Source organism: Candidatus Competibacter denitrificans Run_A_D11, from assembly GCF_001051235.1.
GTDB classification, from domain to species: domain Bacteria; phylum Pseudomonadota; class Gammaproteobacteria; order Competibacterales; family Competibacteraceae; genus Competibacter_A; species Competibacter_A denitrificans.
Genome location: NZ_CBTJ020000068.1, coordinates 1 through 18,227 on the forward strand (window position 1 = coordinate 1; position 18,227 = coordinate 18,227).

Below are 18,227 nucleotides of genomic sequence, written 5' to 3' on the forward strand. Positions count from 1 at the left end.
AGTTGGTTTGAAGCAAAACTCGCCATCATCCGCCCCGCCATCCGTACCTATCTGACTAACCCACTTTACATATTACCCTCAACTGCGTAACTCCTATATTGGTATTTCAAAAATCCAGTCACACTTGAACTAATGCGAGAAGTTAACTTTCCCGCCTCTCTTTCGCTGTATGGTATTTGCGGTATTATTTGGCTCTATCGTGGCAGCTTATACGAACTTTATGCTGAGATCTTTGCACTCTTTTGCAGTAAAAATAAGTTTGATGATTAATTGCACAGCACGGCTTACCTCATGCACCAGGTCATTTTGAATTCACGCCATTTCCTTTTTACCCTGCTCCTGCTACTTTGTTTGATAGAAGATGCTTCGGGAGATGCTGTTTTTAAGGTTCAAATGCGCAAACATGCTCTACTAAGACCAACTGATTCTGTTGTTGCCTTTACGGAGAGAAAAAAGCTCGTTGTTTTGGTCACGGATTCTCATGGGATTGGTCGGGCCACATTATTCCTCGTTTCTGGGCAGTGGCCAGAAACGGCCACGTTAAAGTTTCGGTACGGCCCGAATCGAGGGTTTCATAGCCTTGAGAACTTGGTGATAACAACAAATCGTCTACAGATTCAAAGTTCTGGAAGCACGGCGGCGAAAATGCCCTTCTACTTCGCAGATGTGCAGGGCCAATTTCATCTCAGTGATACAGCGGCAGGTGAACTCACTGTGTCGATCAACCAGCAGCCAGAGGCGCTAGAGGTTGAGCTTCCCGCCTATACTCTCGTGGGGTCTCGACAAGTGGAGATTGCTTGGATTGATGCCTACCGATAGAGGCCGATTCTGGGATGGCTCAGAGTTCTTGCGAGGCGGTTGAGAATTTACTATTGGCAGGGCTATTCCATGCCCTCCTCGTTGAGATATAGCAATGGCTCATTATACCGCCGAAATTCTGTGGTCTCGCTCGGATGAACCCTTCATCGACAACCGCTACAGTCGAAAGCATATACTCCGCTTCGACGGCGGAATAGAGATTGCGGGTTCTTCTTCTCCCCATGTGATCCCTTTGCCTTATTCCGCCGCCGATGCGGTTGATCCAGAAGAAGCCTTTGTTGCCTCTCTGTCCAGTTGTCACATGCTCTGGTTTTTATTCCTTGCTGCGCAACAAGGGTTCGTGGTGGATCATTATCACGACATTGCCGAAGGGGTGATGGCAAAAAACGAGCTGGGCAAACTGATGATGTCCGTGGTTACTCTGCGCCCTGAAGTCACCTTCTCCGGCCAGAAGCAGCCGACACCCACAGCGCTTTTGGCGCTTCACCACCAAGCTCACGAGGAATGCTTCATTGCAAATTCGGTAAAGGCAGCAGTACGTTGTGAGCCGAGAGGCTCTGCATTCTGATCACCATCGCAGCCGATGGCGCTTAATCTGCCCTTTGCCGCTCGCCTAACCTCTTTTGCAAAAGATCGGATTCAACTGAGCACCACTGGTTGATCCGGCAACTCATTGATTTTGCGCACACCATCCGCTGGGAAGTGTGCTGCCAATAGATCCGAGAGCGCATCGACCGCTTCGTTCAAACCGTCTTCAAGTGGGCGTTCGGTCAAGGTGTTACCGAGTGTGATGGCGAGATCGCTCCATTGTTTGGCGCTTACGCTGGCGTTGATACCACGATCCGCGATCAATTCGATGGCGCGTTCAGCCAACAGCAGATAAATCAGGACGCCGTTGTTATGCTTGGTATCCCAGACCCGTAGCTTGCCGAACAGGGTCAGCGCTCGGTCGCGCGGGGTCGCGTCGCGGCAGATATAAGACCAGGGTAAACCGGCTTCGATACAGATGCGCAGTTCGCCAGAATGGTGCTGCTCGCTGGCAGCCACGCGCGCCGTCAACCGATCCAGGGCCTCGGTCGATAGCTGTGCGCGGATATCACGGGCATCCACGCAGCGATTGATGAATAACCGCCGTGCGCGCTGCAACAAGGTGGTGATCGAGGAGGCCATGCTTTACCAGCTCCCTGAGGCGCCGCCGCCTCCAAAATTGCCACCGCCGCCAGAACCAAAGCCACCGCCATCACCACCGCTACCAAATCCCCCGCCGCCGAAGCCGCCACCCCAACCACCGCCCCGCCGGGAAAACGGGTCATAGCCACCGGGGACGAAGATTGGCCCATGGCGACCGACCGGCGCGGCGGCGGAGAGGAAACTGACCACCAAGCCTACCAGGCCCGCCAGCACGGCGAACACCAGGCTAGCGGTCAGGAGAAAGGTCAGCCCGCCCGCAATACCGCCGGCAAACATTGGCCCCAGCACTTTGCCGAACATCCGCCGCATCAGTGAGCCGATCATCAGCGTGCCGACCAGTAAGAACAGCCCGGCACCTGCCCAGTCCACGGGTAGTTGTCCTGCCGACCCGGCCCGCCGCGCACCTGGTTCGGGAATCGGCAGGTTTTCTCCTTTCACCAACGCGATGAGTTGATCGATAGCCGCCTGTAACCCGCCAGCGAAATCACCGGTGCGGAAGCGGGGCATCATTTGTTGGTCAATAATGCGCGACGCTGCAAGGTCAGGGATGGGACCTTCCAAAGTCTTGGCGACTTCGATACGCATGCGCCGGTCATCCTTGGCGACAATCACCAACACGCCATCGCCTATGTTGCGACGGCCAATCTTCCAGGCATTGGCCACCCGGTTGGCGAAACTCTCGATGTCTTCCGGTTGCGTGGTCGGCACCATCAGCACGACGATTTGCGTCCCGCGCTCCTGCTCGAAGGCGGCAAGCTTGGCTTCCAGGGTTTGGCGATCAGCCGCCGCTAGGGTTGCGGTTTGATCAATGACGCGCGCAGTCAGCGCCGGGACCGGCAGAACTGCTTGGCCGTATCCCGGTGTGGCGCCGAGCAGTGCCAACCATAGCAACCACGCGAGCCACGGCAGCTGCTCGGAGTAAAGATCGCGCTGACGGGGTGGGCGGTGCATCGGTTATTTGGCGGTCCCGAAATCGACTTTAGGCGCGGTGGAAATGGCGGCTTCGTTGGCGACAGTCAGGCTAGGTTTGGGTTTATAGCCGAACAACATGCCGGTGAGATTAGTCGGAAACTGACGGGCGAGGACGTTATAGGCCTGGACCGTTTCGATGTAACGACCACGGGCGACTGCAATACGATTTTCGGTCCCTTCCAGCGAGACCCGCAAATCGCGAAACGCCTGATTGGCCTGCAAGTTAGGATATTGTTCGGCGACCACCATCAGCCGCGACAATGCCGACGACAGTTCACCCTGAGCCTGCTGGAATTTGTTGAACGCTTCCGGGTTATTGAGGGTTTCCGGAGTGACCTGGATCGAGGTGGCCTTGGCGCGGGCCTCAATGACACGGGTCAAGGTTTCCTGTTCGAACTTGGCCTCGCCTTTGACGCTTTCAACGATGTTGGGGATTAAATCGGCGCGGCGTTGATATTGATTGAGCACTTCGCCCCAGGCTGATTTCGTGGTTTCGTCCAAGCGCTGAAAGTCGTTATAGCCGCAGCCGGTGAGCGCCGCTACCAATGCCAACGCCGCCGTGATCCGTAAAAGATTGCGAGCCATGAAATTTCCTCTACGTTGCTTCAAGGTAAGGAGTGAGGGAGAGTGATATCTTGTGAGCAATCAAGCCACCATCGAATGCTGATACTCAGCCGCAAGTCATCCAGTCTTGTCCCTGCATAGGGTAAGCGAACTCGGCGGGCATTGCAGCTAATACCACACGTTGTGAGGAAAGTTCATTTTGGCCTTCATTGGGTTGCTTTACAACGGGCCAACTTGGCCTGCCAGGAGCATGTCGTTAGGATGATAACGAAATAAACCATTGGATAAACAAAGAGAAAACTCCTAATAAATCTTGGCGATTTTCGAGAAAATACCTGGCATTACATTTGCTTCTTTCGCTGATGCACCCATGTGTTTTAAAAGCTGCTGATGGAAAGCGGCACTCGTTTCATCGATAACTCGTACGGATGGCAATGAAACCGGACAACGCTCAAAGATTTGGTTGTATGCTTTTGATAACTTTTTTCAAAATGCAAGGAAAATAAGTTATGCCAATTTGTAATGTAATCATAAATATTGATGAAACTCGCGGGTTTATGACAAAGTGGGTCACTGACCCGCTACTAACCACAGCATTAACTCTAGAGGATGAAAGCAAGTCCATGTTTGTTAAGGCAGCCGCTGGTGTTGCATTTACCGGATGCTGTGATTTTACAACAGGGAAAATATACCTACATCCGCTAGTCGCTTTACGGGAAGGGAACGTGGATATTGGCCCGATTCGTGCCAACGCTCATAGCGCGACGGCAGGGGCGTTGGACGGTATAAAATTCGGGACAAAAAGCCATGAGCCACTGAAAGGAGGAACTCCATCTAAGTCAAATCCAAGGCCAGCGGATGGGGTGTTCCTTCACCCGAATATGACACAGGCCGCCAGGGCAGCATCTGGCGAGACAGCAGGGCACGATCAGATCTGCACGAAGCACGGGCTTAACAAGGACGTTTGCTTAGGTTTTGCAGTAACGAAAGGAGCAGGTAATAGCGGCTCTATGACAACGACTTCGCAAACTTTAAACACTGAGAAAATCAAAGGCCCCCTGCGAGGTATGCTTGCTGCTTTGCCAGCCGAGAAAGCTAGAATATTTCATGCAAACCAGTTGGGAACAGGTACTCTGACGGAGGAGTGGGCAAAATCGATAGCTGCTGCAATAACTCTTGCTTTCGCCAGATCAGGGCGGAGTGTGACCCCAGGCGGCTCCTATGAATCGCCGATATAAAATTCGGGAGAAAATTTCGGCATAGATAGACCATCCATCCATCAGGTAGTAAATCGACCGTCCTCGGTATCGCCGCCGCTCAACAGGCCTTTAACCCCTCCGGCTGAGTTGTGGGGAATCGGGTGGGTATTACCCCGTCGCTGGGTGGTGGAAAGGACGCTGGCTTGGTTGAGTCGTTATCGTGGATTGGTGCTTGTCTATGAAAAAAGAGTCGCCTCTAGCGTCGCCATGATTTGGGTTTCTTCTATCCGAATTCTACTGAAGAAATTGTATCCACCTCTTAATGAAGAGGGCTGCTCTTAATCACTTACATCTGAATAAGAATTGTCGGATAGGCTCTTAATCCCAAAGGGTGTTAAAGTCACCCGATTACCCACATCTTTTTATATTTTACAATCAATCGGTTATGATGATTTGATATGGTTGTCAGCCGCTAAGAATCCACGCTCGTGCTGGCGTTCCTAAAGGGTTTACTGGTTTTCAATGTCTTGATCTGCTCTGGGGCACATGGAATCGCTTCAACATCAATCCGATGATGGCCGGTAATATGTTGATTTATAAAATATAAACTCAAAGCAATACTAAATTCCGCGTAACATATTGAATATAAAGACAAAAAAGATGTGGGTAATCGGGTGGTGTTAAAGTATTGAGTTTCGAAGCTAGCCTATGCTTGTTCTGGGTTTAGGCTATTTGCAAAATCTTTGGTATCAGACACGCGAAAGCGAGAAAACTTTAATGACTCAGAAAAAGCAGACTTTCCGTCTTTGGCTGAAAAATCTTGCTCCGGGAACCCAATACTATTGGGGTGAAGGCACCATGTACGAGGTTGGCACAGTGCTAGTCTCCTATTTTAACCAGATTTGTTTGAAGACCTCGGGCTTCGACAAAGCTGATTTTTCCTGGGTGCCGCAGGCCAATCTTATTCAAGACCATGAACTCCTGATCTACTTCCTGCAATCCAGTAAAGACAGCATCGTGGCGGGCCAAACCAATCAGGCATTGGGTCAGGCAGGAGCCACCTTCCCAACGTCCAATGGCGTCATCTCAGAAGTTTATCTGAAGGTAAATGAGGGCGATGCGCAATTCGGTCGATTAGTCGCCAACGCGGCTTTCCACGAGCTGATGCACAATAAGCTTGATGCCTACATTTCCGGGGGCGTCGTAAGAGACATTCATACTCTAGGTGGTGGCGGCTTGGCCGTCGGAACACCGCTCAGCAATGCGCTGAGGCCGAGTCCACAAAATATCCAACTCATGGCCAACGCGCTGGCAAAGAGTCACCCGCAGTACAAAGTTGATCTGTCAAGAGCAAGCCCCTATCCTTGAGCTATACATGTTTAGGTTTTTTCCGCTTCGAATTCGACCAACTCGGCGCCATCGCTAACCTGATCACCGACCGCGAAACGGAACGCCTTGATCGTGCCATCGGTAGGGGCGGTGATGGTGTGCTCCATCTTCATCGCTTCCAGGATCAGCAGCGGCGTACCTTTTTTGACCGCCGCGCCTTGCTGGACCAGTAGCGCGATGACATTGCCGGGCATTGGGGCGAGCAAGCCGCCTTCCGGGCCGCTGCCCTCGCCGCCGTGGTACAACGGATCGATCCGGGCCAGATGCCAGGTGCGCCCCTGGACAAACACGTAACGCCGTTCCCCGGCGACCACGACCGTGGCGTTCAACTGCAAGCCGTTCAGATCAACCCGCAACGTATCGTCCGGCCCCAGTTCTCCGCGCACACGGGTTTCCTGACCGTCGAACTCCAGGGCGTAACCACCTTCTGCATAACGGACGCGAACCGATTTTTCCAGTTCACCTACCCGAAACAACAGGCGGCGCTCGGCACGGGAGTTGAGCCGCCAACCATCACGGGCATGCCAGGGCGAAAGTGGGTCGTTATGCGTCGCCGCTTCCGCACCGGCCCGCGCTTCCTCGCGCAGCAGAGTGGCCAAGGCCGCGACCAGGAATACATCACGGGGAATCGCGCTGTGCGGCGCGAACAGAAATTCCCGCTCACGCTCAATCAAACCGGTATCCAAATCGGCGTGAGTAAAGGCCGGCGAGGCCACTAGGCGGGAGAGGAAATCAATATTATTGGCGACGCCAACGACGCGGTACTGAGCCAGCGCCCGCAGCATCCGGGCTAGGGCCTGTTCACGATTGGTATCCCAAACGATCAGCTTAGCGATCATCGGATCGTAGAAGGGGCTGATCTCGTCGCCTTCCTCGACGCCGGTGTCTACCCGTACATAAAGATTTTCTTCCGGCGGTGTGAGGTGCATCAATGTTCCGGTCGAGGGCAAGAAACCCTTGGCCGGATCTTCGGCATAAACCCGCGCTTCCAGCGCGTGACCATGAATCTGAAGCTGTTTTTGCGATAGGGGTAGGGATTCACCGGCCGCTACTCGCAGTTGCCACTCGACCAGATCCAGGCCGGTAATCATTTCGGTGATCGGGTGCTCAACCTGTAAGCGGGTGTTCATCTCCATGAAGTAGAACACGCCATCGGGGTTGACGATAAATTCGACCGTCCCGGCGCCCACATAATCGACGGCCCGCGCCGCCGCCAGGGCCGCGTTGCCCATGGCCGCGCGCCGGTCAGGGGTCATACCGGGCGCCGGCGCTTCTTCCAACACTTTCTGATGGCGGCGTTGGACGGAACAATCCCGCTCGAACAGATAGACGGTGTTGCCGTGATGATCGCCAAAAATCTGGATTTCAATATGGCGCGGCTGGCCAAGGTACTTTTCCAGTAAGACGCGCTCGTCGCCGAATGCCGAACGGGCCTCGCGCCGGCACGCTGTGAGCGCTGCGATAAAGTCATCGGTACGCTCTACCACACGCATTCCCTTGCCACCGCCGCCGGCGCTAGCCTTGATCAGCACCGGATAGCCGATCCGGTCGGCTTGTTGTTGCAGGAACGCCGCTTCTTGGTTATCGCCGTGATAGCCTGGGGTTAGCGGAATCCCGGCCCGGGCCATCAGCGCCTTGGCGGCGATTTTGGAACCCATCGTTCGGATGGCCTGAGCGGGCGGGCCGATGAAGACCAGCCCAGCCGCAACACACGCATCGGCAAAATCAGCGTTTTCAGACAGAAAACCGCTACCCGGATGAATGGCTTGCGCCCCGGTCTGGCGGGCAGCGGCGAGGATTTTATCGATGGAGAGATAGCTATCGCGTGGCGGCGCTGGCCCGATTAACACCGCTTCATCGGCCAAGCGCACATGGCGCGCGGCGGCGTCTGCTGCGGAATAGACCGCTACCGTGGCGATACCGAGGCGCCGAGCAGTCTTGATGACGCGACAGGCGATTTCGCCGCGATTGGCGATCAGAATTTTATGAAACATGAGACCCATCCCGTGTCAGGGTTGACCGGTGGCACCCGCGATCCAGGCCGGTGGCCGTTTTTCCAGGAACGCGGCCAGACCTTCCTGCCCCTCCGGCGTGGCGCGCAACTCGGCGATCCGTCGAGCGGTTTCATCCATCAGCCCTTCATTGATGGATTGATTGGCGACGGTGCGAATCAGGGCTTTGGAAGCTGCCAGAGCCTTGGGGCCGCCTTGCAACAGCGCATAGATCAGCTCAGCGATTTTAGCGTCCAACTGCTCTGTGGCGACCACTTCATGGGCCAGGCCAATGTCGTGCGCGTGCGCAGCGGTGATGCGCTCTGCCGTCAACAGATAGCGATAGGCTTGCCGCTCGCCGATGGCGCGGAGCACGTAAGGGCTAATAGTGGCAGCAATTAATCCCAGGCGGACTTCGGATGCGGCAAAGACCGCCGCCGTGGCGGCAACGCACAGATCGCACGCGGCCGCTAACCCCAATCCCCCGCCGAATGCCGGGCCGTGTACCCGCGCAATGGTCGGCTTGCGCAACTCCGCCAGGGCTTGCAGCATGGAGGCGAGTCGGCGAGCGTCCGCCGTATTGTCTGCAAGGGAGGCTTCTCCGGCCGCTTTCATCCAGTTCAGATCGGCCCCGGCACAGAAACTTTTGCCTCGGCCGGCCAAAACCACCACGCGCGCCGTGTCATCCGCATCCAACAAGCGGCAAACGGCAGTCAGTTCGGCGATCAGCATGGCGTTGAAGGCGTTATGCACTTCAGGGCGGTTGAGCCACACCGTGGCGATAGGGCCGTCGCGTAACACTTCGAGAGTCGTGTACATCAGCGCAAATTACATCCTGAACAGGCCAAAGCGGGTCGGCGCGATAGGAGCGTTGAGCGCGGCCGATAGGGATAGCCCTAAAATCCGCCGGCTCTGAGCGGGATCGACCACGCCGTCGTCCCAAAGGCGGGCGGTTGCATAGTACGGATGGCCCTGTTCTTCATACTGGGCGCGGATCGGGGCCTTGAAGGCGTCCTCGTCGTCACTGCTCCAGGTTTTGCCGCTGGCTTCGATGCCGTCGCGGCGCACGGTAGCCAGTACACTGGCGGCTTGCTCGCCGCCCATCACCGAAATCCGGCTGTTAGGCCACATCCATAAAAAGCGCGGTGAGTAGGCCCGGCCGCACATGCCGTAATTACCGGCGCCGAAACTGCCGCCGATCAACAGCGTGATCTTGGGCACCTGGACCGTGGAAACGGCGGTGACCATCTTGGCGCCGTCCTTGGCGATACCGCCGTTTTCATATTTGCGCCCGACCATGAAGCCGGTAATGTTTTGCAGAAATAACAACGGAATACCGCGTTGGCCGCACAGTTCGATGAAATGGGCGCCTTTCTGAGCGGATTCCGAAAACAGAATGCCGTTGTTAGCGATCAAACCGACCGGATAACCGTACAGTTGCGCGAAGCCCGTCACCAGCGTGCTGCCGTAGCGGCTCTTGAATTCGTCGAAGCGCGAGCCATCGACGATGCGGGCAATGATTTCCCGCACGTCATAGGGTCTGCGGGTATCGGTCGGCAGGATGCCGTAGATTTCTTCCGGGTCGTAGAGTGGCTCTTCGCCACGACCGAGCGCCAGCTCAACCGGTTTGATGCGATTGAGGTTCGCCATGATGCGTCGGGCGATATAGAGCGCGTGGGCGTCGTTTTCCGCCAGATAATCGGCGACCCCGGAAATGCGGGTATGCACATCGCCGCCCCCTAAATCTTCGACGCTGACGATTTCTCCGGTGGCGGCTTTAACCAGCGGCGGGCCACCGAGAAAAATGGTGCCCTGATTTTTGACGATGACGGTTTCATCGGACATGGCGGGCACGTAAGCGCCGCCCGCGGTGCAGGACCCCATTACCACGGCAATCTGGGCGATCCCCTTGGCCGACAGGTTGGCCTGGTTATAGAAAATCCGCCCGAAATGGTCACGGTCGGGAAAGACTTCATCCTGCCGGGGCAAAAACGCGCCGCCGGAATCGACCAGATAAATGCACGGCAGATGATTCTGCTCGGCGATTTCCTGAGCGCGCAGATGCTTTTTTACCGTCATCGGGTAGTAGGTGCCGCCTTTGACGGTGGCATCGTTGGCGACGATCATGCATTCGCCACCCTGAACCCGCCCGACGCCGGTGATGATGCCAGCCGCCGGCGCGTCGTTGTCGTACAGGCCATAGGCGGCCAACGGGCCGATTTCCAAAAACGGAGTACCGGGATCAAGCAGATGATTGACCCGCTCGCGCGGCAGCAATTTGCCCCGGTCTAAATGTTTCTTACGAGCGCTTTCACTGCCGCCCAATGCGACCTGGGCGGTTTTAGCGCGCAGATCAGCGACCAGCACCCGCATCGCCTCGGCGTTGGCCTGAAACTCCGCCGAGCGGGGATCAATCCGGCTTTTGATGGCGCTCATCAGGCACTCTCAGCGAACAGCTCTCGACCGATCAGCATTCGGCGGATTTCCGAGGTGCCGGCGCCGATTTCGTAGAGTTTGGCGTCACGCCACAATCGGCCAGTGGGGTATTCATTGATATAGCCGTTGCCGCCCAATACCTGAATAGCCTCACCCGCCATCCAGGTGGCTTTTTCGGATGCGTAGAGAATTGCTCCGGCGGCATCCTTACGCAGCACGCGGGCATGATCGGCGCGATCACAGGACTGCGCGACTGCGTAGACGTAAGCGCGGCACGCCTGCCAGGTGGTGTACAGGTCGGCCAGCTTGCCCTGCATGAGCTGGAATTCGCCGATGGGGGTATCGAATTGTTTGCGGTCGTGCAGATAGGGGACAACCACGTCCATGCAGGCGGCCATGATGCCCAGCGGCCCACCCGCCAGCACGGTGCGCTCATAGTCCAAGCCGGACATCAGCACCTTGACGCCGTTGCCGACTCCACCCAACACATTCTCTTCCGGTACTTCGCAGTCATCGAAAAACAGCGGAACGGTGTTGGAACCGCGCATCCCCAGCTTGTCCAGATGCGAGCCTTGGCTGAAACCCTTGAAGCTTTTTTCGACAATGAAGGCGGTGATGCCCTTGGGACCGGCGTTGATGTCGGTCTTGGCGTAGATGACCAGGGTATTGGCTTCGGCCCCATTGGTGATCCACATCTTGCTACCATTAAGGACGTAGCGATCCCCGCGTTTGTCGGCGCGTAATTTCATGCTGACGACATCGGAACCGGCGTTAGGCTCGGACATGGCCAGCGCACCTACATGCTCGCCGGCAATCAGCTTGGGCAGGTAGTTGTCTTTCTGAGCAGCCGTCCCGTTGCGATGAATCTGATTCACGCAGAGGTTGGAATGTGCGCCATAGGACAAACCGACCGAACCGGAGGCACGCGAGATCTCTTCCATGACGAGGATATGCGCCAGATAGCCCATATTGACGCCGCCGTAGTCTTCGCTGGCGGTCATGCCGAGGACTCCCAGATCACCGAGTTTAAGCCACAGATCGGCGGGAAACTCGTTGTTACGGTCGATTTCGGCGGCCCTGGGAGCAATTTCCTTACTGGCGAAAGCGCGCACCGTATCACGCAGCATTTCGATGGTTTCGCCCCAATCAAAGGTCAGGCTATGGAAGGACATATCGTCTCCTGCTGGGCTTTTATGGCATTAAATCAATCGTTGAATTTAAAGATAACGCTTTTTTGTAGAAAAGTGAACACAAATTCAAAAATTGAGGTTATAATCATTTCATGGCTTACCGACGCTCTCTATTGATGGAGGAAAGGCTGGCCAATAACCGGGACCGAATCCTGACGGCGACGCGCAAGCTGGTGGCCGAAGGGGGCTTCCGGGAGGCCCAGATTGCCGCTGTAGCGGCGGTCGCTGGCATCTCTACCGGGATGATCTATCGTTATTTTCCGTCCAAGGCGGAATTGTTCGTCGAGGTGTTGGGCGCTGCGGTGGGAGCGGAAATCGAAATTCTGACCGCCATCGCCGACGGTCCCGAACCGGCCGGGATGCGATTGAGTGCTGCGGTGACTTGCTTTGTGCGACGCGCGTTACACGGCCCTAATTTGGCTTATGCCTTTATCATCGAGCCGGTCGATCCGGAGGTGGAGACGGCGCGCATCCGATACCGAAAGGAGTTTGGCGATGTGTTCAAGGCCATTCTCATTGATGGGGTCGAGAAAGGAGAGTTGCCGGCTCAGGATGTGGATGCCAGCGCGGCCTGTATCGTGGGAGCCTTTACCGAGGCGCTCGTTGGCCCCATCGGCCCGACGACCCGAAACACCCGCGACAAGGAGCGGTTGGTTGAATCCGTTCGCACGTTCTGCCTGCGGGCAGTCGGTGGAGTCACCGAGGGTGAAGACGGTCATGAGAAGCTGTCCCAGACGATAAGAACAACTAGAAAACGACAAACCACCAAGTGACCGATTCCGGCTACTGGGCGCCGGGGATCGGTTGGAGAAGAATGATGTCGCGAGAGACTACCGCCGGAGGGCCATTGGACGGGTCGCCGACCTTTCCGCGCCTGCTGTTTCATCATGCCAGGGTGCGAGGGGCTGCGCCGGCGATCCGTGAGAAGGATCTGGGCATTTGGCAGACCTGGACCTGGGCCGAAGTGGCCGAACGAGTGCGCGCCCTGGCCTGCGGGCTGGCGTCACTGGGTTTTCAGCGCGGTGAGCATCTGGCGATCATCGGCGATAACCGTCCGCACCTGTATATGATGATGAGTGCGGCGCAATGCCTGGGTGGGGTGCCGGTGCCGCTGTATCAGGATGCGGTGGCGGCGGAAATGCTGTTCGTGTTTCAGGATGCCGGGATTCGCTTCGTCGCGGTCGAGGATCAGGAGCAGGTCGATAAGCTGCTGGAAATTCACGAGCAGATTCCGCAACTCCAGCATATCGTTTACGACGACCCGCGCGGGATGCGCCATTACAACCAGCCGTTTCTGCACGATATTCACGCGCTGATGGAGATGGGGCGGATTCACGACCGGAATCATCCCGATTTTCTCGATGCCGAAGTAGCGCAGGGCCAGGCCGATGACGTGTCGGTGATGCTGTACACCTCCGGCACCACCGGTCAGCCGAAAGGCGTCTGCCAGAGCCACGGCGCGTTCATCGCCGCCGCGCGCGGCAGTATGCAAACCGACCGGCTCACCCCGGACGGCAACATTCTGTCTTATCTGCCGATGGCCTGGGTCGGTGATCATCTGTTTTCCTTCGCCCAAGCGCTGGTGGTGGGCTTTACCATCAACTGCCCGGAATCCAGCGATACGGTGACCACGGATTTGCGGGAAATTGGCCCGACCTATTATTTCGCGCCGCCCCGGGTGTTCGAGAGCCTGCTGACCTCGATCATGATCCGCATGGAAGACGCCGGGACCATCAAGCGCCGGATGTTCCATTATTTTCTCGGCGTCGCCAAACGCTGTGGCGCGGATTTGCTGGATGGCAAATCGGTGGCGCTGAGTGATCGGTTGTTGTATGGGCTGGGTAATCTGCTGGTCTATGGGCCGCTGCGCAATGTGCTGGGCATGAGCCGGATTCGGGTGGCCTACACCGCCGGGGCGGCGATTGGCCCCGATCTGTTCCGCTTCTACCGCTCCATCGGTATCAATCTCAAGCAGTTCTACGGCCAGACCGAGACCTGTGCTTACGTCTGTCTGCAACCGGATCGGGCGATTAAATTCGATTCGGTTGGCCTGCCTGCGCCCGGTGTCGAGATCAAAATTGCTGACAACGGCGAGGTGCTGGTCAAGGGGCCGATGCTGCTGAAGGAATACTACAAGCGCCCCGACGCCACCGCCGAATCCCTCAATGCCGAGGGTTATTTTTTGACCGGCGACGCCGGGTTTCTGGATGCTGATGGCCATCTGAAGATTGTTGATCGCGCCAAAGACGTGGGCAAGCTGGCCAACGGCGCGATGTTCGCGCCGAACTACATCGAAAATAAGCTCAAATTTTTCCAGCACATCAAGGAAGCGGTGTGCTTCGGCCACGACCAGGAGATGGTGTGCGCTTTTATCAATATCGACATGGGCGCGGTTGGCAACTGGGCGGAGCGACGCAATATCGCCTATTCCGGCTATACCGATCTGGCAGGTAAGCCGGAGGTCTGTGAGCTAATCCGCGAGTGTGTGGAACAGGTCAACGCGGCCCTGACTGAGGAGGCGATGGTGGCGGATTCGCAGATTCAGCGCTTTCTGGTGCTGCATAAAGAACTCGACCCCGATGACGACGAACTGACCCGCACCCGCAAAGTGCGCCGCAATTTCGTCGCCAAGAAGTACGCGGTGCTGATCGATGCGCTCTACAGCGGCAAGGCCAACCAGTTCATCACCACCGAGGTGAAGTTCGAGGATGGCCGGCGTGGCCAGGTGTCCGCCGATTTGAAAATCATCGACGCTAAAACCTTTCCGACCGTGCAGAAGGCGGCCTGAGCGATGAGTAGAACCATCGGCGATGTCATCCTCGACCTGCAAAACATTTCCCTGCGCTTTGGCGGCGTCAAGGCGCTGACCGATATTTCTTTCGATGTCCGCGAGCACGAAATCCGCGCCATCATCGGCCCGAACGGTGCGGGCAAAAGCTCGATGCTGAATGTGATCAACGGCGTTTATCACCCGCAGGAAGGCACCATTATCTTTCGTGGCGAGGAGCGCAAGAAGATGGAGCCGCATCAGGCCGCAACTCAGGGCATCGCCCGCACCTTCCAGAATATCGCGCTGTTCAAGGGCATGAGCGTGCTGGATAACCTGATGACCGGCCGCCTGACCTTGATGAAAAGTCACTTTTTCGAGCACGCCTTATGGTTGGGGCGGGCGAAAAAGGAGGAACTGGAGCACCGCAAGAAGGTGGAGGAAGTCATTGATTTTCTGGAAATCCAGCACATCCGCAAAACCCCGGTCAGCCGCTTGCCCTATGGCTTACAGAAGCGGGTCGAACTGGGGCGGGCGTTGGCGGCGCAGCCGTCCATGCTGTTGCTGGATGAGCCGATGGCCGGGATGAATGTCGAGGAAAAGCAGGACATGTGCCGTTTTATCCTTGATGTCAACGACCAGATGGGCACCACCATCGTGCTGATCGAGCACGATATGGGGGTGGTGATGGATATTTCCGACCGGGTGGTGGTGCTGGATTACGGTAAGAAAATCGGCGATGGCGTACCGGAGGATGTGAAGAATAATCCCGAAGTCATTAAAGCCTATCTGGGCGCAGGGCATTAGAAGGCAGATGGTGGAATGTCAGCTTAAGAGTTAGGACGCTAAGGAGGTGCATATGGGAATTTCATACCACATCGAATTTGTACATTCGGCTAAACCAATTACGGGGAAAGCTACTAAATTTGGCGGCCAGCCAAATTGGGTTATAGAGCCGCAGTGGCCACTCAGTCGATTAACAGGAAACCCCATGTGTTTTATTGCACAAATTGAGCTGGTAGCCCCTCATTTTAGTGACGGTGAGGGGCAGATGGCGTACTTATTTATGACTGATGAAGAAGACATCTGTGTTGACGGAACGTGGGATGCAGAAAGTGGGGAGAATGCCGTCATCATTCAACCGGGGGTCTACGCAGGGTCTACCGCACCTATCGAAATAGGACCATCACTCTATCAAATGGTGGAGAAACCAAATCAAGACTATCTGGAACGCGATATGGTTGAGTATGCCGTCAAGCTGCACTTGCAGAAGGAGCCTGACTTTCAGTCTGAGGAGATCCGTTCTGAATGGGCGCTAGAAGAATACGATCAATATCAGCAGGCGCTTGAGGGGAATAAGATCGGTGGAGCACCCCTCTTTCTTCAAAGTGACGAATTCCCAGAAGGCTCTGACTGGAAACTTTTACTCCAGCTAGATTCAGGCAAAGTGCCATTCTATGTGAACTTTGGCGATGCCGGGATTGGCTACGCTTTCGTAAATCCTAAAGGAACGGTTGGTAAATTTCTTTGGCAGTGTGCATAGCACACCGTTAGAGAATCATTCCTTGAGTAACTTTTTGAATAAATACCTCACCTCCAGCCCCTCTCCCTCAAGGGGAGAGGAGAGTAAGCGATAACCTGTCAGGCGATAAAATCTATGCGCTTTTTTCTGGAAGTCCTCATTAGCGGCCTGCTCTCCGGGGTGATGTATTCGCTGGTCGCGCTCGGCTTCGTGCTGATTTACAAAGCCTCTGGCGTGTTCAATTTCGCCCAGGGGGCGATGGTGTACTTAGCCGCGTTGTCGGTGGTCGGCTGCATGGAGAAGGGCGTACCGCTGTGGCTGGCGATCATCTTGGCTTTCATCATCATGACCCTGTTCGGCATTGCGACTGAAAAGTTCGTGCTGCGCAAGCTGGTCAATCAGCCGCCGATTACCTTGTTCATGGCGACCATTGGCCTGGCGTTTTTCATCGAAGGACTGGCGCCGATGGTGTTTGGCAGCGATCCACGGGCGCTGGACATCGGCATCGTCGATGAACCGATTGAAGCGATTCTTAATAGTTGGGGCATGGTGATTTCCAAATTCGATCTGGTGGCGGCGGCGATTGCGGCCTTGCTGGTCACCACCCTGGCCTTGTTCTTCCAATATACCCGCATCGGCCGGGCGCTGCGGGCGGTGGCGGACGATCATCAGGCGGCGCTGTCCATCGGCATTCCGTTGCAGCACATCTGGGCCATTGTCTGGGGCGTGGCCGGTTTCGTGGCGCTGGTGGCCGGGATGCTGTGGGGCGCGCGTAACGGCGTGCAGTTCGCGCTGACCTTCACCGCGCTGAAAGCCTTGCCGGTGCTGATCATCGGCGGTTTTACCTCGGTGCCGGGGGCCATCGTCGGCGGGCTGATCATCGGCGCCTCGGAAAAGCTGGCGGAAATTTATCTGCCGCCGCTGATGGAATCCGCCTTTGGTGGCAATTTCGGCGGCATTGAGGGCTGGTTTCCCTACGTGCTGGCGCTGGGCTTTCTGCTGATTCGGCCGGAAGGGCTGTTCGGCGAAAAACACATCGACCGGGTATAAGGGGAAACCGTCATGCTCTATCGTGAAGCCGGTCAATTCAAAAGCAGCTACGCTGCCGATCAGCAACTGTTCCCAATCCGCCAGGATCGCATCGGCGTGATTTTGCTACTGGTGGTGGCCTTTGTCGTGGTGCCGATGGTGGCCGGGGATTATTGGTTCTCGGCGATTCTGATTCCGTTTCTGATTTTTGCGCTGGCCGCGCTGGGCTTAAATCTGCTCACCGGCTATGCCGGTCAGTTGTCGCTCGGTTCGGCGGCGTTCATGGCGGTGGGGGCCTATGCCGCCTATAACTTCCAACTCCGCATCGACGGCCTGCCGATGGTGTTGAGCTTTGCACTGGCCGGACTGACGGCGGCGGGGGTGGGGATTCTGTTCGGCCTGCCCAGTTTGTGGATCAAGGGCTTTTATCTGGCGGTGGCGACGCTGGCCGCCCAGTTTTTCATCGTCTGGTGTTTGACTAAGTTTCCCTGGTTTTCCAACCATTCTTCTTCCGGGGTGATTTCCACTCAAAAAATCACCTTCTTCGGCTATGTGGTTGCCTCGCCACGAGAAAAATATCTGCTGGTGCTTACCCTGGTTACGGTGCTGGCGTTGGCGGCTAAAAACCTGGTGCGCTCGTCCACCGGCCGGGCGTGGATGGCGGTGCGGGATATGGACGTGGCCGCCGAGGTCATCGGCATCCGGCTGATGCCGACCAAATTGCTGGCCTTTGCGGTCAGTTCCTTTTATTGCGGGGTGGCCGGGGCGCTGTATGCGTTTTGCTATCTCGGTTCGGTCGAGCCGGATGGCTTTTCGCTGGATATGTCGTTTCGCATCCTGTTTATGATCATCATCGGCGGGATGGGGTCGATTCTGGGCAGCTTTCTCGGCGCGGCCTTCATTTTGCTGCTGCCGATTTTTCTGGATATCACCTTGCCGGCGCTGGCGGGGCTGTTGGGGCTACCGTTTTCCAACGCCACCGTGTCCCACATTCAGATTTTGGTGTTCGGGGCGCTGATCATGTTTTTCTTGATTGTCGAGCCGCATGGTTTGGCTCGTTTGTGGCAGATTGCCAAGGAGAAGTTGCGCTTGTGGCCGTTCCCGCATTAGGGCGCGGTATTTGATTGCATAACGACAAGACACGATTCAATCACTTTG

General features: G+C 56.2%; 17 protein-coding genes. 10 read left to right on the forward strand and 7 right to left on the reverse strand.

All coding sequences use genetic code 11. The annotated features are described in order from the left end of the window. The first annotated feature begins 291 nt into the window (after window positions 1–291). Window positions 292–819 (forward strand): hypothetical protein, encoded by a 528-nt coding sequence (locus BN873_RS12970; protein WP_048674339.1) that lies wholly within the window; start codon window positions 292–294, stop codon window positions 817–819. 94 nt (window positions 820–913) lie between these two features. After that, on the forward strand, window positions 914–1,387 hold the full coding sequence (locus BN873_RS12975) for an OsmC family protein (protein ID WP_048674340.1): 474 nt from the start codon (window positions 914–916) through the stop codon (window positions 1,385–1,387). Window positions 1,388–1,458: 71 nt separating this feature from the next. Here BN873_RS12975 and BN873_RS12980 read toward each other — a convergent pair whose 3' ends face one another. The 3 genes from BN873_RS12980 to BN873_RS12990 are packed head-to-tail and all read right to left on the reverse strand — an operon-like array spanning window position 1,459 to window position 3,567. Then, window positions 1,459–1,989 carry a TPM domain-containing protein gene (locus BN873_RS12980; RefSeq protein ID WP_048674342.1) on the reverse strand — a complete coding sequence of 177 codons (531 nt, stop codon included), beginning with the start codon at window positions 1,987–1,989 and terminating at the stop codon, window positions 1,459–1,461. A gap of 3 nt (window positions 1,990–1,992) precedes the next feature. Beyond that, window positions 1,993–2,961: a TPM domain-containing protein gene (locus tag BN873_RS12985; RefSeq protein WP_082161282.1), complete on the reverse strand. Its 969-nt coding sequence runs from the start codon at window positions 2,959–2,961 to the stop codon at window positions 1,993–1,995. A gap of 3 nt (window positions 2,962–2,964) precedes the next feature. Next, window positions 2,965–3,567, reverse strand: coding sequence for a LemA family protein (locus tag BN873_RS12990; RefSeq protein WP_048674344.1), 603 nt, complete (start codon window positions 3,565–3,567; stop codon window positions 2,965–2,967). Between the two features lie 488 nt (window positions 3,568–4,055). Here BN873_RS12990 and BN873_RS12995 point away from each other — a divergent pair, with 488 nt between their 5' ends. Beyond that, complete coding sequence (locus BN873_RS12995; protein ID WP_048674346.1) at window positions 4,056–4,784, forward strand: hypothetical protein; 729 nt, start codon at window positions 4,056–4,058, stop codon at window positions 4,782–4,784. 669 nt (window positions 4,785–5,453) lie between these two features. Continuing rightward, a complete protein-coding gene (locus BN873_RS13000; protein WP_139031724.1) occupies window positions 5,454–6,113 on the forward strand; it encodes a hypothetical protein in 660 nt (219 codons plus the stop codon). 11 nt (window positions 6,114–6,124) lie between these two features. Here BN873_RS13000 and BN873_RS13005 read toward each other — a convergent pair whose 3' ends face one another. The 4 genes from BN873_RS13005 to BN873_RS13020 are packed head-to-tail and all read right to left on the reverse strand — an operon-like array spanning window position 6,125 to window position 11,733. Continuing rightward, a complete protein-coding gene (locus BN873_RS13005; RefSeq protein ID WP_048674350.1) occupies window positions 6,125–8,128 on the reverse strand; it encodes an acetyl/propionyl/methylcrotonyl-CoA carboxylase subunit alpha in 2,004 nt (667 codons plus the stop codon). A 15-nt stretch (window positions 8,129–8,143) separates the two neighbouring features. Next, a complete protein-coding gene (locus BN873_RS13010; protein WP_048674352.1) occupies window positions 8,144–8,947 on the reverse strand; it encodes an enoyl-CoA hydratase/isomerase family protein in 804 nt (267 codons plus the stop codon). Between the two features lie 6 nt (window positions 8,948–8,953). Beyond that, on the reverse strand, window positions 8,954–10,561 hold the full coding sequence (locus BN873_RS13015; RefSeq protein ID WP_048674354.1) for a carboxyl transferase domain-containing protein: 1,608 nt from the start codon (window positions 10,559–10,561) through the stop codon (window positions 8,954–8,956). Further along, window positions 10,561–11,733, reverse strand: a complete 1,173-nt coding sequence (locus tag BN873_RS13020) for an isovaleryl-CoA dehydrogenase (protein WP_048674356.1) — start codon at window positions 11,731–11,733, stop codon at window positions 10,561–10,563. The genes BN873_RS13015 and BN873_RS13020 overlap by 1 nt, the downstream gene beginning before the upstream one ends. Window positions 11,734–11,843: 110 nt before the next feature. On the opposite strand from BN873_RS13020, the gene BN873_RS13025 reads away from it, so the two are divergent. From BN873_RS13025 to BN873_RS13050, 6 genes are all read left to right on the forward strand, one after another. Further along, window positions 11,844–12,524, forward strand: a complete 681-nt coding sequence (locus tag BN873_RS13025) for a TetR/AcrR family transcriptional regulator (protein WP_071244216.1) — start codon at window positions 11,844–11,846, stop codon at window positions 12,522–12,524. Between the two features lie 41 nt (window positions 12,525–12,565). Further along, the gene (locus BN873_RS13030) at window positions 12,566–14,539 is read left to right on the forward strand and encodes an AMP-dependent synthetase/ligase (RefSeq protein ID WP_102047043.1); all 1,974 of its coding nucleotides are present in this window, start codon (window positions 12,566–12,568) and stop codon (window positions 14,537–14,539) included. Window positions 14,540–14,542: 3 nt separating this feature from the next. Beyond that, window positions 14,543–15,325 (forward strand): ABC transporter ATP-binding protein, encoded by a 783-nt coding sequence (locus BN873_RS13035; protein WP_048674359.1) that lies wholly within the window; start codon window positions 14,543–14,545, stop codon window positions 15,323–15,325. Between the two features lie 52 nt (window positions 15,326–15,377). Then, on the forward strand, window positions 15,378–16,061 hold the full coding sequence (locus BN873_RS13040; protein WP_048674361.1) for a DUF1963 domain-containing protein: 684 nt from the start codon (window positions 15,378–15,380) through the stop codon (window positions 16,059–16,061). 114 nt (window positions 16,062–16,175) lie between these two features. Continuing rightward, a complete protein-coding gene (locus tag BN873_RS13045; protein WP_048674363.1) occupies window positions 16,176–17,090 on the forward strand; it encodes a branched-chain amino acid ABC transporter permease in 915 nt (304 codons plus the stop codon). A gap of 12 nt (window positions 17,091–17,102) precedes the next feature. Then, a complete protein-coding gene (locus BN873_RS13050; RefSeq protein WP_048674365.1) occupies window positions 17,103–18,179 on the forward strand; it encodes a branched-chain amino acid ABC transporter permease in 1,077 nt (358 codons plus the stop codon). The last annotated feature ends 48 nt before the right edge of the window (window positions 18,180–18,227 follow it).

Excerpts from the sequence above, each read along its gene's own strand:
- BN873_RS12970 (WP_048674339.1), top strand. The coding sequence starts at position 292 with ATGCACCAGGTCATTTTGAATTCACGCCATTTCCTTTTTACCCTGCTC.
- BN873_RS13035 (WP_048674359.1), top strand. The coding sequence starts at position 14,543 with ATGAGTAGAACCATCGGCGATGTCATCCTCGACCTGCAAAACATTTCC.
- BN873_RS13050 (WP_048674365.1), top strand. The coding sequence starts at position 17,103 with ATGCTCTATCGTGAAGCCGGTCAATTCAAAAGCAGCTACGCTGCCGAT.
- BN873_RS12975 (WP_048674340.1), top strand. The coding sequence starts at position 914 with ATGGCTCATTATACCGCCGAAATTCTGTGGTCTCGCTCGGATGAACCC.
- BN873_RS12985 (WP_082161282.1), bottom strand. The coding sequence starts at position 2,961 with ATGCACCGCCCACCCCGTCAGCGCGATCTTTACTCCGAGCAGCTGCCG.
- BN873_RS13020 (WP_048674356.1), bottom strand. The coding sequence starts at position 11,733 with ATGTCCTTCCATAGCCTGACCTTTGATTGGGGCGAAACCATCGAAATG.
- BN873_RS12995 (WP_048674346.1), top strand. The coding sequence starts at position 4,056 with ATGCCAATTTGTAATGTAATCATAAATATTGATGAAACTCGCGGGTTT.
- BN873_RS13025 (WP_071244216.1), top strand. The coding sequence starts at position 11,844 with ATGGCTTACCGACGCTCTCTATTGATGGAGGAAAGGCTGGCCAATAAC.
- BN873_RS12990 (WP_048674344.1), bottom strand. The coding sequence starts at position 3,567 with ATGGCTCGCAATCTTTTACGGATCACGGCGGCGTTGGCATTGGTAGCG.
- BN873_RS13015 (WP_048674354.1), bottom strand. The coding sequence starts at position 10,561 with ATGAGCGCCATCAAAAGCCGGATTGATCCCCGCTCGGCGGAGTTTCAG.
- BN873_RS13000 (WP_139031724.1), top strand. The coding sequence starts at position 5,454 with ATGCTTGTTCTGGGTTTAGGCTATTTGCAAAATCTTTGGTATCAGACA.
- BN873_RS13030 (WP_102047043.1), top strand. The coding sequence starts at position 12,566 with ATGATGTCGCGAGAGACTACCGCCGGAGGGCCATTGGACGGGTCGCCG.
- BN873_RS12980 (WP_048674342.1), bottom strand. The coding sequence starts at position 1,989 with ATGGCCTCCTCGATCACCACCTTGTTGCAGCGCGCACGGCGGTTATTC.
- BN873_RS13040 (WP_048674361.1), top strand. The coding sequence starts at position 15,378 with ATGGGAATTTCATACCACATCGAATTTGTACATTCGGCTAAACCAATT.
- BN873_RS13005 (WP_048674350.1), bottom strand. The coding sequence starts at position 8,128 with ATGTTTCATAAAATTCTGATCGCCAATCGCGGCGAAATCGCCTGTCGC.
- BN873_RS13045 (WP_048674363.1), top strand. The coding sequence starts at position 16,176 with ATGCGCTTTTTTCTGGAAGTCCTCATTAGCGGCCTGCTCTCCGGGGTG.